Below are 14,506 nucleotides of genomic sequence, written 5' to 3'. Positions count from 1 at the left end.
CGTTGCCCCTTGCGACGGCTCAGGCGAGGTGAAGGGCCATCGCCGGATCGCTCACGCTCGGTTTTCCGGTTTCGACGCGGCCGGAGAAGCGGCGCTCGAAGTTGGCGGCACTGACGGTGAAGTCGTACCAGTGGCCGCTGTCGTCGAGGTTCCAGTGCAGCGTGCCGGTGGCGCCGGCAGCCACGTCGAGCGGCCACGGACCATCGGTGCGGTAGGCGTTGGGCGTGACCACCACGCTGCCGGCCTGCGTGCCGGTGTTGTGCACCTTCACATAGACCTGGCCGTTGGCAGGTTCGTAGCAGACTTGCACTTCGGGCTTGAAGGCGGCGGTGTCGTGGGCGAGCGCATCACCCTTGAAGGTGCGCACGAAGCCGTTGGTGCCGTAGACCCACAGCTCGTACTTGCCGCTGTCCGTCGCACCGGTGTTCCAGTAGTCCGTCAGCATCTTTCCGGCTTCCACCGTGTAGCGGCGCGGAATGCGGTCGAGGTGCAGCTTGTCGTAGACGTGGAATACGGCACCCTGTTTCCCGGAGTTGCTGAAGGTCAGCGACACGAGACCGCGCGGTTCGACGCGCGCGCTGGTGTGCAGCTCATAGGGCAGTGCACGTGACGGACGCGTGCCGGTCTCCTGGTACAGCGGTTGCGGCTTGGCGGGCGCCGTGGTCACGGCGGTCGTGGGCAAAAGCCGCTGCGCCGCATTGATCGCGGGGTAATTGCTCAGGTCGGGCAGCTTCGGGACAACCGGGTCGTTCGGATTGGCGAAGTCGAAGCAGGACGTGAGATCGCCGCAGACTGCGCGATGCCAGGGGCTGATGGCGTCCACGGTGATGCCGAAACGCAGCTCGAGGAATCTGGCCACCGAGGTGTGGTCGAACACCTGCGAGTTGACCCAGCCGCCCTTGCTCCACGGCGACACCACGTACATCGGTACGCGCGAACTCAGGCCCCACGGGCGAATCTTGCCGCTGGTGGTGTCGCTGGCGCTCAGGTAGCTGCCCACCGAAGCGTCGAAATACTCACCGTCCAGCGCCACGGTGGACTTGCCCACCAGGCTCCCATCGACGTCATACGACGGCACGGCCGGCATCGCCAGATGGTCGAAGAAGCCGTCGTTCTCGTCGAAGGTCACGAACAGTGCCGTCTTGCTCCAGACCTTCGGGTTGGATGTCAGCGCATCCAGCACGTCGGAGATGAAGTCGGCTGCGCCGGCAACGCCTTCGCTGCTGCCGGGATGCTCGGCCAGGGCCTGCGTGGGCAGCACCCACGAGACCTGCGGGAGCGTGTCGTTCATCACGTCCTGCTTGAGCTGGGCGAGGAAATTCACAGCGCCGTCCGCTGCCGCGGGGCCGCCCGTCAGACCGTGCTCATAGATCGGCGAACCCGGCTGCGCGGTGCGGAAACTCTGGAAGGCCAGGCAGCCGTTCATGGCGCCCGTCCAGTTGTTGTTCATGTTCTGGTAGATGTGCCAGCTGATGCCCGCCTTCTGCAGGACGTCCGGCAAGGTGTCCCATTTGAAGGCGTTGTTGACGTACTTGTAGTTGTAGGCACTCGTTGCGGGGTCGATCTGGCCCGATCCGTCGGCCTGCTGCGCGCGGCCCGCGACCCAGTTCGACGGGCTCGGCCAGCAGCGCGAGTTGACGGGCTCCGAATCGACATCCGTGCTGTTGATGCCCTTCTTGCGCAGTTCAGGATTGAAGTTGGAACCCGACCAGAACACGATGCGGTTCGGGTCGGTCCCGGTGAGGATGGAGCAGTGATAGCCGTCGCAGATGGTGAAGGCATCGGCCAGCGCAAACTGGAACGGAATGTCTTCGCGCATGAAGTAGCCCATCGTCGCCTGGTTCTTGAACTGGATCCAGCGGTCCATCTTTCCCTGGTTCCAGGCCGCCTGCTGATCGGGAAAGTTGTGCGGCGTGCCCGATCCGATCAGCGCGTTGCTGGTCCTGGAATCGCGGCGGAAGGGCTGGATCTCCGCGCCGCCGGCGGGGTTGGGCTGGAAATACACCGACTTGCCGCTCGCCAGCGGGATCGGAAAGCGGTCGCCGAAGCCGCGCACGCCGCGCAGGGTGCCGAAGTAGTGGTCGAAGCTGCGGTTCTCCTGCATCAGGATCACGATGTGCTTGACGTCCTGGATGGTGCCGGTCTCGATCGCGGCATCGGCGGCAAGCGCGCGCCGGATCACCGGCGGCAGCATCGTCAGCGCCGAGGCGGCGCCCAGGGTGCCAGCGGACTTGCGCAGGAAGTCACGGCGGGGAAGGGAGTTCGTCATGGTGTTCTGTGGCTTGAAATGGAAGAGACGGTGAGGAGATAGATCCGGGCGCCTTGGCCCGCGTTCAGGGCGCGCAGCTCAGTACTGGGGCCGCGGGCGCCTGCGGTGTCGACGAAGTTGGGTTCTGTGCGCCGGGCGTGGATGGCGTCGTCGGAAGGCTTGAGGGCATGCCGGAGCCGCCGCCGCCGCCGCAGGCGGCCAGGGCGGAAAGGGCGAGGGCGGCCGCGAGGCCACGCAGCGAAAAGACGAGGTTCATGGAGAGCTTTCTCTTGCGGTCGGTGAATGGAGGTGGAGGTGAATTGCGCGCGCAGCGTCCTGCCCGGCGGCACGTGCGCGCCACGAGGCATGAACGATCGAGCGGGAAACGAAAGTCAGCGCGCCTGGCGCGCAGGCGCTTCAGGCATGGCGTCTTCGCCATCGCGCGGCGAGCTGGTCGAGCACGAAGACGGTGAGGAAGATCGCGATGAGGATCGTCCCGACATGCGCGTAGTTGTACATGTCGTAGCGGCCCTTGAGTTCCTGGCCGATCCCGCCGGCGCCCACCAGGCCGATCACGGTGGCCATGCGTACGTTGCGGTCGAGCACGTAGAGCGTGTAGGCGATGAACTGCGGCATCACCTGGGGCAGCACCGCGAAGCGCATCACCTTGAGCTTGGTGGCGCCGATGGCCCGCAGGGCTTCCTGCGGCTTGTCGTCCGCCGTTTCGATGTCCTCGGCGTAGAACTTGCCGAGAAAGCCGGCGCCGTGCATCGCCAGTGCCAGCACCCCGGCGATCGGACCGAAACCGTAGGCCAGCACGAGGAACAGCGCGCTCACGAGCTCGGGAATGGCCCGCAGCAGGCTCACGATGCCGCGCGCCAGTGCATAGGTCAGGCGACTGGCCGTGTAGTTGCGCGCGCTGAACCAGGCCAGCGGGATGCTGATGGCCGTGGCGATGAGCGTGGCCCAGAAGGCGATCTCGAGGGTCTCGAGCATCTTGACGACCACATGCCACAGGTAGCCGACGGGTTCGACCAGCACCTCGTGCCGTTCGGTGGTTGCCTGCATCGTGAGCGTCTGCGGATCAAGGTGCTGGCCATTCACCGTGACTTCCTCGACGTGGGAGAACCAGGGCAGATGGTCGCGATCGAAGTTCTCGATGCGGGCGACTTCGGTGCGATCCGAGATCTGCACCGGAAACAGGGAGCGCGCAATCGTCGCGATGCCGGAGGACACTTGCGAACTCTCACGCAGGCCTGCGGCCGCCAGGAGACCGTCCCCCGTCAGGCTCAGCATGCGGCCGATCTCGACACGCTGGCCGGTCGCGAAGCACAGCGCTAGCGCCAGCACCAGCATGACGATCGTGCGCGTCCCGAAGGGCCGCTCGATCTCCCAGGCCGAGGCCGGGCGTTGGGTGCGTTCCAGTGAAGAGGCGGTCATGCGGCCTCCAGCGCGAAGCTCGGCAACGGACGTGGGCGCGGCGGGGCGGCGGTGTGGGCGGTCGTAGCGTTGCCATAGACCACCGCACCCGAGACTGAAGGGTCGAAGGCCTCGGGAGGTCCGTCGAACACGATCGCGCCGTCACGCAGCGCGACGATGCGGTCGGCGAAGGCGCGCGCGAGGTCGACCTGGTGCAGGCTGCACAGGACGGTCGTGCCGCGCTCGCTCGCCTGGCGCATGAGCAGCGTCAGGATGTCGCGGCTGGCCTGCGGGTCGAGGCTCGCGACGGGCTCGTCGGCCAGCACCAGCGGCGGATCGAGCATGAAGGCGCGGGCAATGCCCACGCGCTGCTGCTGGCCGCCCGAAAGCTCGCTCGCACGTCGGGCAAGATGCTGTTCCTGAAGGCCGACGGCTTCGACGAGCTCGCACGCCTTGCGGCGCAAGGCTTGCGGAAACAGGCCCGGCAACGCGCGCCACAACGGCACCGCAGGCAAGGCGCCGGCGAGCACGTTGCTTGCGACACTGGCACGCAGCACCAGGTTGAATTGCTGGTGGATCATGCCGACGCGCGGGCGGATGTGCGCGAGTGCGGCCGGAGTCACGCCCGTGCCGTCCACATGGACCGCGCCGCTGGAGGGCCGCACCAGCCCGTTGGCCATGCGCAGCAAGGTCGACTTGCCGGCGCCCGAGGCGCCGAGCACCACGCAGAACTGGCCATGCGGAATGTGCAGCGACACCGTCTTGAGCGCCACGGTGCCATCCGCATAGCGCATGCCGACCGAGTCGAAGCGCAGCATGGGCGGACGGGTCACGGCCTGCACGGCGTCGTACAAGGTGTCGGTGTTCAACGCTCGGCCGCCTTCTTGAGGATCTGACCCTTGAGCTCGTCGGTGAGCAGCGCGAGCTTCTCGGCGGCCACGTTGAACTCGGCTTCGGAGAACTGCGTGTCATAGCCGTCGACCTTGCCGCCGCCGTAGCCGCGGATCATTTCGGGCGTGACGCCGGGCGCCTTGTTCACCGTGGCGAAGGCCTGTTTCAGGCGGGCCTTCAACGGTTCGGGCAGCTTGGTGTTGAGGGCCAGCGGCGGGTAGGGGATCGCCATGCTGCGGGCCACCACCTTGACCGCCTTCGGGTCCACGGCGCCCTGGGCCACGGCCTTGTCGTAGGAGTCGAAGGAGAGCGACGCCACATCGGCCTGGTCCTGCACCAGCGCGGCCAGGCTGCCGGCATGGCTTCCCGTCATGCGGATGGCGCCCAGGTCCTTCACGGGGTCCATCCCGGCGTCGAGCAGCATCGCGACCTGGAAGGTGAAGCTCGATGCCGAGTTGACGTCGCCGAAGGCGACGCGCTTGCCCTTCAGGTCGTTGACGGAAGCGATCGGCGAAGCGGCCTTGGCGAACATGCCGGCGTAGTACACCGAGGCGCCTTTCTCGACGGCCACCGCCAGCAGTTGCGCGCAGCCGCGCTTGTGCGCCTGCACATAGGCGACCGGGCCGAAGAAGGCGATGTCGGCCAGCTGATGGCACATGCCCTCGACCACGGCGCCGTAGGATTGGCCGACCTTGAGGTCGAACTGCAATCCGGTGGTGCGCGTGATCGCGTTGAAGACGGGCGCGTAGTCGGCCTTGGTGCCCGACTCGGTGCCGCCGTCGGCGGGGATCAGCAGCACGCGCAGCGGGTGCTCCGCGGAGCCGTCGCCCACTGACTGGGCGGCGGCGGGCGTCAGCGCCGCGATGCCGAGTGCGAGCGCGGCAGCGAGCGTGGGAAAGAGGCTTTTCATGTCGGGGTCCTTTGGCTTGATGGATCGAGCTTAGTAAGGGAACGTGACAGGAAAATGAAACCGGTTCAGTTTTATTTTTAGTATGACTGAGCTTTGCTCAATACAATTTCCCGCGCAGCGCCGGATGACCGGCGCGCCTTGCAAGCACAGGACACATGAATCTCGAACAGAAGAACGACCACCTCCTCGACGCCACCGATTGGCTTTCGCGGCGGCGCCATCTCATCGTCGATCTCGACGGCACGCTGATCCGCGAGGACGAGCCGATCGAAGGCGCCGCGGACCTGCTGGCGCAGTTTCGCGATCGCTATGTCGTCGTCTCCAACAACTCCACCCAGACGGCGCTTGGCGTGGCGCAACGGCTCGCGCGCATGGGGCTCAAGGTCGCCCCCGAGCACATCGTGCTCGCGGGCGAGCAGGCCATTGCGCACATGCGCCTCCACCATGCACAGGCGCGCATCCTGTTCGCTGCCAGCGCGCCGTTGCGGCGACGCGCGCTGGCCAGCGGCTGCGAACTAGTGAAGGCCGGCGCCGATTTCGTCGTGCTGGCGCTCGATCCGCACTTCAATCGTGCGCGGCTGGCCCTGATGGCGAACGAGCTGCGAAGGGGCGCGCGATTGATCGCAACCAACGGGGACGACAACCATCCGGGTCCGTCGAACAGCATCGTCCCCGAGACCGGGGCGCTCCTGGCCGCGCTGGTCGCGGCCAGCGGCGTGCAGCCCTGGCGGGTGATCGGCAAGCCCGGGCCGATGCTGTTCGAGGAGGGCTTGCGCCGGCTCGGCGCGCAGGCCGCCGACACGGTGGTCGTCGGCGACAACCCGGCGACGGATGCGCTCGGCGCGGCCCGGCTCGGCATGCACTGTTTGCTGGTCGGGCCCGCCCCGCAGGCGGCGGCCCCGACGCCTGCCGCGCTGCTGCGCGCAGCCGCCACCCCTCAGTACCGCTTGAGCGAAAGCACGTCGAAGGTCTTGCGCAAGGTCTTGACCGACCTGTCGTAGTCGCTGAGCGCCAGGCACGCGATCAGCGCATCGATGATCGCGAGCTGGGCGAGGCGGCTGGTCATGGCCTCGGTGCGAAAACTGGTCTCCCGTGCCATGGTGAACAGCAGCACGTCCGTGAATGCCTGGATCGGTGACTTGCCGAAATTGGTGATGCAGATGGTCGATGCGCCGGCCTCCTTGGCGAGCCGGGTGGCCGTGACCGTCTCGTGCGTGCTGCCCGAGTGCGAGACCGTGAGCACCGCCACGTCGGGCCCTGTCAGCGACGCGCTGATCGCCTGCACATGCGAATCGACCACCACCTTCACGTCGAGTCCGATGCGCAGCATGCGGTAGTGCGCATCCTCGGCGATGGTGGCGGCACTGCCGATGCCGTAGATCTCGATGCGCCGCGCCTTCTTGATGAGGCGCACCGCCTTTTCCATCGCGTGCACGTCGAGCGCGGCCTGCGTGTCCCGCAGCGTCTGGATGTTGCTCTGGAATATCTTGCGGACCGTGGTGTCGATGCCGTCCTTCGGCTGGAGGTCCTCGTGAATGAACTGGACCGGCTGGACGATTTCCTGCGCCAGCGCGATCTTGATCTGCTGGAAGCCGGTTGCGCCGAGGTTCTTGCACAGGCCCACGATGCTGCCTTCGCTCGAGCCTGTGCGCTCCGCCACCTCGCTGACCGACATGTGCACCACCTCGTTCGGATTCTTCGCGATGAACCCGGCGATGCGCTGTCCCACCGGCCCGAGGGACGACCAGAGTGTCTCGATGCGCGCAAGCACGGCAGAGATCTGGCCGCCGTGGTCATCGACGGCCATCGAGCGAACAGGGCGCTGGACCTTCGCTTCGGTTCCTGTCGCCTTGCCGGACCGGGAGGCCTTGGCGGCGGGCGCCGACTTGGCGCGCTTGCGGGTGGGCTGGTTCATGGACGCGAAGCTTACTGTCTGCTGTTGACAGCAGCGCCACAACGGCGCGCGCTTCTATCCAGCGCCCGCCGCGTGCACACCGGAAAGCCGATTCACTTCCACCGAGATGTGAACCAGTTCTTCGTGGACAGCCAACTGCCGCTTGAAATAGTCGGGCTCGACCAGGGCGTGCGTCGCGAGCGACACGATGCAGGCGTACTTGCCCTGTCCCACGCGCCAGACGTGCAGGTCGCAAATCGATGCCTGGACGGGACTGGCGGCGATGACCTCCCGGATCTCGGCCACCACCGGCGCATCCATCTCGGCGTCGAGAAGAACCCTGCCCGAATCTCGCAGAAGACCGACCGCCCAGATCGCGACGAGGGCTGCGCCGACGATGCCCATCACAGGGTCGAGCCAGGCGGCCCCCCAGAGCTTGCCTGCCGCCAGGGCGACGAGCGCCAGAACGGATGTGGCGGCATCGGCGAGCACATGCGTGTACGCCGCGCGAAGGTTCAGGTCCTGGTGCACGTGCGCGTCGTGGTGAACGTGGTCGTGACCTCCGTGGTGGTGGTGTGCGTGTTCGTGGCCGTGGCCGTGGCCGTGGTCGCCCCGCAGCAACCATGCGCACGCCAGATTCACCGCGAGGCCGACCGCTCCGATGACAAGGGCTTCGTTGTAGTGAATGGCGGTCGGCGCCAGGAGGCGCTCGACGGATTGAAAGGCCATCAGTCCGGCCACGAGCATGAGGAGGACGGCGCTCGTGTACCCGCCGAGGACCTCGATCTTCCAGGTCCCGAAGGCGAAGCGGCTGTCGTGTGCGAACCGGCGGGCCGCCACGTAGGCCATGACCGAAAGGCCAAGCGCCAGCGCGTGGGAACTCATGTGCCACCCGTCGGCCAGCAGCGCCATGGAATTGAAGTACCAGCCCCCGGCGATCTCCACGATCATCATCGCGGCGGTCAGGGCGACCGCCCAGCGCGTATTGCGCTCTGCGAGGGGGTTGCCTTCGTCGAAGACGTGCGGGTGCTGCCAGGCCTGGGTGGGCGGATGAGGATGAGGAGGCGCAATCGTTGGGGGCATGGAACTCATGTCAAGGGTTCGGATCGCCTGCCGATCCCTCGGCAGACCGTCGCTCGAGCAACCGCTTCAGGGCCGCGAGGTCTCGACGTACATGTGCAACATCGGCGTCGAAGCTCTGCGGGTTGACGCCGGCCGCTCGGACGACGACGAAGGCCAGCAGGCTGCCGCCTCCGCAGGGCGTCACCCGGAACGCGTTGTGGACGCGGGTGCCATCCGGAAGCGTGACAACGTGGTCGAGCACCCCGAATGAATTGGCGGGCGCCATCGCTACCTCGACCGGGCCCATTGGCGAGTCGGCGAACCACTTGCCGTCACGTTGCTCGATGCCCTTGGCCAGGCCGGACGCCCACAGCGGGAGAGTCTCCATCCGGCTGGCGAAGGCATAGGCGACGTCTGCCGAAACCTCGACCAGTTCGCTCACCACGACCACGTCTTGCAATGTCAACACGAAAAGCTGCCGTCAAACCGAGACGGTCACCTTGAGAAAAGTGGCGGGAATGACCGTGGCGTCCGCGCCCGGGCTCTTGTTCTGCCGGGTGGCCAATTCGACGAGTTCCTTCTGCAGCGCATCGGCCTTGCCGTACTGTCCTGCGGCCTCGAATGCATTCATGGTCGGGCCGTAGAACCGGCGAAAGACATCGATGTACGCCGCCGGTCCGACGTCCGCGCGGAAGGTGTAGGTGTCGCGCGCGCACGAGATCCGGTCGGCCGGAACGCCGGCGGCCGTGAAGCGCTCGATCACGTTCGCGTCCACCCCCCAGGTCATCGGGCTGACGAAACCTTCGGGTGGCGGGGGCGAGTACGCGGCACTGATCTTCAGGACTTGCGCGACGAAGGTCGGATCGTTCGGGATCCAGTTGCCCATCACGATCCGACCGCCGGGCCTGGTGACCCGGACGAACTCCCGGGCCACGTCGAAGGGCTTCGGCGCGAACATCGCGCCGAAGATGCTCACGACCAGATCGAAGGAGCGATCGGCGATGCCTTCGAGGTTCGTTGCGTCACCATGCTCGAACCGGCAATTCGTCAGGCCCGCGGCCTGCGCGCGTGCATTGCCTGCGGCAACCAGGTTGCGTGCGATGTCGACGCCGAGCACTTCGGCGCCGAGCTTGGCCTCGGGCAATGCGGTCGTGCCGTCGCCGCAGCCCACATCGAGCACTTTCATGCCCGGCGTGATGCCCAGTCCGCGCGCGAGTTCTTCGCCGCTGTCCCGCATGAAGGCGGCAAGCTGCGTGAAGTCGCCCTTTTCCCATAGAGCCTGATTCGGGTTCATCGCATCCTCCTGGCAAAGAAGGATCATCGGTCCTTGGGCGGCTCCTGTGTAGATCGTCCCTCGAAGTCTTCATGGCTTTTTCGTGGTCCGCGACGCGTTCCCCGGTTTGGGGCCGACGGCTTGCTGCGTGGCGCCCGCCACGGTCTGCCGGATGGCGCCGCAGTTGGTGTTCTCGCCCGGGCCCGGCTCGATCAGGGGCACGAGGGCAGCGATCGGGTTCAGCGCCGCCAGCGCAGCGATGGCGCCCGCTCGCGCCACGAGAGGGCCTTTTTCGATTTCGAATTCCGGTTGCTTGAAGCTGCCGTGGACGCGCACCGGCGTGCGCAGGGAGAGCAGACCGACTTCCTTGGGCTTGGGGGCGACGGTCATGTCGAAGCGCTCGTGTTCCAGGTCGAACGAGCCGGTGCCGAGCACCTGGGTCTGCTCGGTGTCGATCACGAACAGGGTGGACTTGCCGCGTCCCCCCGCCACGTCGAATGCGACGCCCCCGCAATGGATGACGATGTCCTTGTCGCCGCCTGCGAGCAGCGCGAGCACCTTGCCGCCGTTGAGACCGCTCGCGGCGTCTAGCAGGTTGGAGATGCGGCCATTGACCACCGTGGCGGCGATGCGGCCGTCGGCCTTGGCGGCGGCATCCGCGATCGAGTTGCCGGTCCCCTTGAGCCGCAGCGTCGCGCCGACGCGGCCGGCGCCCTTGGCGATCGCCTTGGTGTCGGGTGCAAGCTGGTCGACGCGCACCCGCTGCAGGTCGATCTGCACTTCGGACTTCAGTGTCGGCTCGCGCGCATCCAGCGCGACGCGCGAAGCGATGGTGCCGCCGGCAAAGCCGAAATCGAGCGGGGCCACTTTCAGCATCGAATCGTGCAGTTGCAGGGACGCCTTGAGACTCTCGAGCGGCAGGGCCTCGGGCACCACCAGCTTGGTGGCGACCAGGGTGACCTCTGCGTCGATCTTCTGCAGGCGGCTGCCGTCGAAGCTGCCCGCCGGCAGCAGGTGCGTGGGGTCGGTCGCCTTTTCGGTGGCCTTGGCCACGGGCCTGTTCTTGGTTTGCGTTTGCGACGCTGCCGGCTTGCCGCCGCTTTGCTTGGTCTGCACGCCGATCAATGGGCCGAGGTCGGTCAGGTTGAGCAGGTTGCTGTGCAGGTCGGCCGTCAACAGCGGGCGGGGCTTCTTGTCCACGTAGGCGCCCTGGCCGCTGACGTCGGTCGACCCGATCTTTCCGGCCAGGTCGTCCATCGTGTAGCGGTTGCCCTTGAGGATCAGGTGGCCCTGCAGCCGATAGGGCGGAGAGGCCGGCAGGGGCAGGAGCAGGAAGGGATACAGATTGGCCAGCGTCTGGCCCTCGATGCGCAGGCGGGTGTCGATGGCGGAGATGTTGGCGGCATCGGCGATCGTGCCTTCCACCGCGAGCCGGGTCGTGCCCGCGTCCAGTTCGCCCTTGAGCGGGAAGGGCACGCCGGACTCCTGGAAGCTCAACACGTCACCGGTGAGTGCCCGCCCCGAAAAGGCCGCGTCGTGGTACTTGCCCTTGAAGTCGTACTGGGTGGTGTAGCGATCGTTCGAGGGCCGGGCGGCCGCGTTCTTGACCTTCTCCTGCGCCGTCGGGTCGAAGGTGCTGCCCCGCACGTCGATCATGAACGGCTCGCCGTGGTCGATGTAGCGCAGATGACCCTGGTCCACCGACAGCGTGCTGATGCGCAGCTTGCTGGGCGAGGTGTCGGAGGGATCGGAAAGGATCCAGTTCTTGCGGTTGTCCGGCAGACGCTCGAACACCAGTTCGGGCCGTGTGAGCGCCACGCGCGGGATGAGGATCTTGTCGGGCAGGTCGCGCAGGGCGATCGAGAATTCCAGTTTCTCGATCTTTGCCATGGCGGGCGCTTCCTTCGACCATTTGGCGTTGCCGAAGTAGACGTCGCGCATCTCTATGGTGGGGGTCAGGCCGAGCTTCACGTGCAAATACGCGCTGTGGAACTCGCGCTCGGTCTTCTGCGAGATGTAGCGCTCCAGCGGTGGCCGTATCCAGTTCCAGTCGAACAGGATCACGAAGGCGGCCAGCAGCAGGCCCAGAGCTGCCACCGCCGATCTGACGGGATGGCGGCGTAGCGCTGAAAGGTGGGTCGTCATGGCGAAGGCCAGACCGGCAGGACCGGTCTGGACTGAATCAGAACGTCACCTTGACCGAGGGCGCGCTTCGTTGGGCCTCACCGTGGAAGACGGCTTCGATGTTGTTGCCGTCGGGATCGAGCACGAAGGCCGCGTAGTAGCCGGGGTGGTAGGGACGTTCGCCGGGCGCGCCGTTGTCCGTGCCGCCGTGCGCCAGCGCGGCCTGGTGGAACGCGTCCACCGTCGCCCTGTCTTTCGCCTGGAAAGCGAGATGGTGGCGCCCGGTCAGCTTGCCTTGGGCGGCCTCGCTGTCGGCGGTAGAAACGAACAGTTCGTCGGCCCAGAAATAGCCCTCGCCGGTGCCACCCACCGGAATGTCGAGCACCTTGAGCACGGCCTCGTAGAAGGCTTGGCTTGCGGCGAGATCGCGCACCACGAGTTGGAGGTGATCGATCAAGCGCCCGCGATGCAACTCTTGTGTTTCCATGCAAAAGCTCCTGGCTGTAACGACCGACCGCAATGATGCCCCGGTGTCCGCCGGCGCATGTGGGAAGGTGGTGACGTCCGGTGTAGGACCGCCCGCGAACGGGGCGCTCAAGGATGGCCTGCAAACACCTGTGCGAGCGCATACGGCGCGGCCACTTCGAGCTGGTCGAAGCGGCACGCCTCCGGCGGCTTGTCGGAGCGCCACCGCAGGAAGATGGCCGCATGGCGAAAGCGACGGCCCTGCAAGTGGTCGTACTTGACCTCGCACACGCGCTCGATGCGCAGCGGCTGCCAGCTCAGATCCTTGCCGCTGCTCCATCGACTCTGCGCGCCGGGCATGCGCTGGGCCTCGCCGCCCGGCTCGGCCCACGCTGCCCAGGGGTGCCCGTCCAGCGTCGGCGGCCGCAACGGGGCCAGTTCCCGCGCGAGCGACCGTCGCGTCGCCATGCTGAAGGCCGAGGCGGAGCCGACGTGCTGGAGCACGTTCGCGTCGTCGTAGAGGCCGAGCAGCAGGGAACCGATGGCGTCGTCGCCACTCTTGTGCCAGCGAAAGCCGGCCACGACGCAGTCGGCGGTGCGCACGTGCTTGATCTTCAGCATCGCGCGCTCGCCGGGCCGGTACGGGTCGTCCGAGGCCTTGGCCACGACGCCGTCGAACCCGGCGCCTTCGAAGTCCCGAAGCCATTCGTTCGCTGTCTCGAAGGAGGTGGTCATCGGCGTCAGGTGGATCGGGGGCGGCGCGTCGAACAGCAGCGCCTGCAGCAGCATGCGGCGCTGGTCCTGCGGAAGGTCCGAGACATCGGTCCTGTCCAGGCCGATCAGGTCGAACGCGACGAAGGAAGCGGGGGTCTCACGCGCCAGCCGCTCGATGCGCGAGGCGGCGGGATGGATGCGCTGCTGCAGCGCATCGAAGTCCAGGCCATCGGCGCCGGCGATGACGATTTCGCCATCGAGCACGCAGCCGTCGGGGAGCCAGCGCGTGAGCGCCTCCAGAAGTTCCGGGAAGTAGCGATCGAGCGGCTTGGCGTCGCGGCTCTGCAGGCGGGCGGTGCCGCCTTCCCGGAACACGATCGCGCGGAAGCCGTCCCACTTGGGCTCGTAGAGCCAACCTGCACCCTGAGGCACCTGCAATGCGACCGTCGCGAGCATCGGCACGATGGTGCCGAAAGCGGGCAGGCCGCGCTGCGTCATCGCGGGGCGCCGCGCGCACCCTTCAGATGGAACTCGACATCGGCGGCCCGATCGCCCACCGTCGCGACCGCCTCCTTCAATTGGCCTTCGGTCACGTCGAGCTTTCGGGCCCACTCCGCGATCGATGCATCCGAATTCAGATCGATGCTGCCGGGGCCGGTGGAATTCGGGGCGAAGGTGTCGTCGGGCATGGCAGCTCCGGTTCGTGGTGGATTTGCGGTGCAACCTAGCGCGCGGGTGGTGGGCGGCATGTAGGCCGACACGGACACGGGGGTCAGCGTTTGGAGCTGTTCCTCGGTGGGGCCCTCATGCGCCAAACCCTACACGCACCCGGTCCGGGCGCTGACGGTTCGCGGCATTGATCGCGACGAAGGTGAACCCATGTGCCGGGCAAAGACGCCCGGGTTCTCAAACCAGCCTTTATCGAAGGCGCTCGAAAGGATTTCATCATGGCACTCGACAACGACATGCTCGACACGAATGCGGAACCCCTGACCAACGACGAGGTGGTCGATGTCCTCAACGACCTGCTGGAGAACACGCGCGACGGCGGCTACGGCTTCCTCGCGTGCGCCGAAGAAGTCGAATCGCCGGCGGCCAAGCAGTTGTTCCTGAGCCGTGCCGAGGGGTGTAAGCAAGCCGAGAGCGAACTCGTTCAGCTGATCACGACCTATGGCGGCAAGCCGGCGGATGGCGGCACAGCGGCCGGCGCGGTGCACCGCGGCTGGGTGCACATCAAGGGTTCGCTCGGCGCGGACAGCGAACTCTCGATCCTCGAATCCTGCGAACGTGGGGAGGACACGGCCGTTGCGCGCTATCGCAAGGCGCTCAAGCAGAATTTGCCGATGGAAGTGCGCAGTGTGATCGAGCGTCAGGCCGAAGGCGCTCAACGCAACCACGACCAGATCCGCGACCTGCGCAACGCGGCGCGCGCCAAGAACTGACGCGATGAGGCGCTCGGCGGCGCGCGGGTGCGATGCGCCCGGCCGTCGCGCCGAGCGTTCCATG

Annotated in this window: 15 protein-coding genes; 2 read left to right on the top strand and 13 right to left on the bottom strand. The window is 66.8% G+C overall.

The features are described from left to right. Positions 1-19 precede the first annotated feature (19 nt). The 5 genes from ACSFBL_RS01580 to ACSFBL_RS01560 form a co-directional block, all read right to left on the bottom strand. Complete coding sequence (locus tag ACSFBL_RS01580) at positions 20-2,269, bottom strand: phosphocholine-specific phospholipase C (protein ID WP_435513978.1); 2,250 nt, start codon at positions 2,267-2,269, stop codon at positions 20-22. A 64-nt stretch (positions 2,270-2,333) separates the two neighbouring features. Further along, positions 2,334-2,525: a hypothetical protein gene (locus tag ACSFBL_RS01575; protein WP_435513977.1), complete on the bottom strand. Its 192-nt coding sequence runs from the start codon at positions 2,523-2,525 to the stop codon at positions 2,334-2,336. Between the two features lie 140 nt (positions 2,526-2,665). Further along, on the bottom strand, positions 2,666-3,688 hold the full coding sequence (phnE, locus tag ACSFBL_RS01570; RefSeq protein ID WP_435513976.1) for a phosphonate ABC transporter, permease protein PhnE: 1,023 nt from the start codon (positions 3,686-3,688) through the stop codon (positions 2,666-2,668). Continuing rightward, the gene (locus tag ACSFBL_RS01565) at positions 3,685-4,536 is read right to left on the bottom strand and encodes a phosphonate ABC transporter ATP-binding protein (RefSeq protein WP_435513975.1); all 852 of its coding nucleotides are present in this window, start codon (positions 4,534-4,536) and stop codon (positions 3,685-3,687) included. The genes phnE and ACSFBL_RS01565 overlap by 4 nt, the downstream gene beginning before the upstream one ends. Continuing rightward, positions 4,533-5,468 (bottom strand): phosphate/phosphite/phosphonate ABC transporter substrate-binding protein, encoded by a 936-nt coding sequence (locus tag ACSFBL_RS01560; RefSeq protein ID WP_435513974.1) that lies wholly within the window; start codon positions 5,466-5,468, stop codon positions 4,533-4,535. Before ACSFBL_RS01560 ends, ACSFBL_RS01565 begins: the two co-directional genes overlap by 4 nt. A gap of 155 nt (positions 5,469-5,623) precedes the next feature. Here ACSFBL_RS01560 and ACSFBL_RS01555 point away from each other — a divergent pair, with 155 nt between their 5' ends. After that, a complete protein-coding gene (locus ACSFBL_RS01555) occupies positions 5,624-6,469 on the top strand; it encodes an HAD-IIA family hydrolase (protein ID WP_435513973.1) in 846 nt (281 codons plus the stop codon). Here ACSFBL_RS01555 and ACSFBL_RS01550 read toward each other — a convergent pair. From ACSFBL_RS01550 to ACSFBL_RS01515, 8 genes are all read right to left on the bottom strand, one after another. After that, complete coding sequence (locus tag ACSFBL_RS01550) at positions 6,406-7,383, bottom strand: MurR/RpiR family transcriptional regulator (protein ID WP_435513972.1); 978 nt, start codon at positions 7,381-7,383, stop codon at positions 6,406-6,408. The two genes, ACSFBL_RS01555 and ACSFBL_RS01550, sit on opposite strands and share 64 nt — an antisense overlap. A 54-nt stretch (positions 7,384-7,437) precedes the next feature. Continuing rightward, positions 7,438-8,445: a CDF family Co(II)/Ni(II) efflux transporter DmeF gene (dmeF, locus tag ACSFBL_RS01545; RefSeq protein WP_435513971.1), complete on the bottom strand. Its 1,008-nt coding sequence runs from the start codon at positions 8,443-8,445 to the stop codon at positions 7,438-7,440. Between the two features lie 10 nt (positions 8,446-8,455). Then, on the bottom strand, positions 8,456-8,893 hold the full coding sequence (locus tag ACSFBL_RS01540) for an SRPBCC family protein (RefSeq protein ID WP_435513970.1): 438 nt from the start codon (positions 8,891-8,893) through the stop codon (positions 8,456-8,458). A 12-nt stretch (positions 8,894-8,905) separates the two neighbouring features. Continuing rightward, on the bottom strand, positions 8,906-9,718 hold the full coding sequence (locus tag ACSFBL_RS01535) for a class I SAM-dependent methyltransferase (RefSeq protein ID WP_435513969.1): 813 nt from the start codon (positions 9,716-9,718) through the stop codon (positions 8,906-8,908). A 69-nt stretch (positions 9,719-9,787) separates the two neighbouring features. Next, complete coding sequence (locus tag ACSFBL_RS01530) at positions 9,788-11,794, bottom strand: AsmA family protein (protein ID WP_435513968.1); 2,007 nt, start codon at positions 11,792-11,794, stop codon at positions 9,788-9,790. Between the two features lie 85 nt (positions 11,795-11,879). Next, a complete protein-coding gene (locus ACSFBL_RS01525) occupies positions 11,880-12,308 on the bottom strand; it encodes a VOC family protein (RefSeq protein ID WP_435513967.1) in 429 nt (142 codons plus the stop codon). A 107-nt stretch (positions 12,309-12,415) separates the two neighbouring features. After that, on the bottom strand, positions 12,416-13,498 hold the full coding sequence (locus tag ACSFBL_RS01520) for an ATP-dependent DNA ligase (protein WP_435513966.1): 1,083 nt from the start codon (positions 13,496-13,498) through the stop codon (positions 12,416-12,418). Then, positions 13,495-13,689 (bottom strand): DUF3606 domain-containing protein, encoded by a 195-nt coding sequence (locus tag ACSFBL_RS01515; protein ID WP_435513965.1) that lies wholly within the window; start codon positions 13,687-13,689, stop codon positions 13,495-13,497. Before ACSFBL_RS01515 ends, ACSFBL_RS01520 begins: the two co-directional genes overlap by 4 nt. 258 nt (positions 13,690-13,947) lie before the next feature. Between ACSFBL_RS01515 and ACSFBL_RS01510 the strand changes: the two genes are divergently transcribed. Beyond that, positions 13,948-14,442 carry a PA2169 family four-helix-bundle protein gene (locus ACSFBL_RS01510; RefSeq protein WP_435513964.1) on the top strand — a complete coding sequence of 165 codons (495 nt, stop codon included), beginning with the start codon at positions 13,948-13,950 and terminating at the stop codon, positions 14,440-14,442. The last annotated feature ends 64 nt before the right edge of the window (positions 14,443-14,506 follow it).

The organism is Variovorax glacialis, assembly GCF_051216375.1.
Lineage (GTDB): Bacteria > Pseudomonadota > Gammaproteobacteria > Burkholderiales > Burkholderiaceae_C > Variovorax.
The sequence above is the reverse complement of the archived record's forward strand: the minus strand, read 5'-3'. Positions and strand labels throughout refer to the sequence as shown.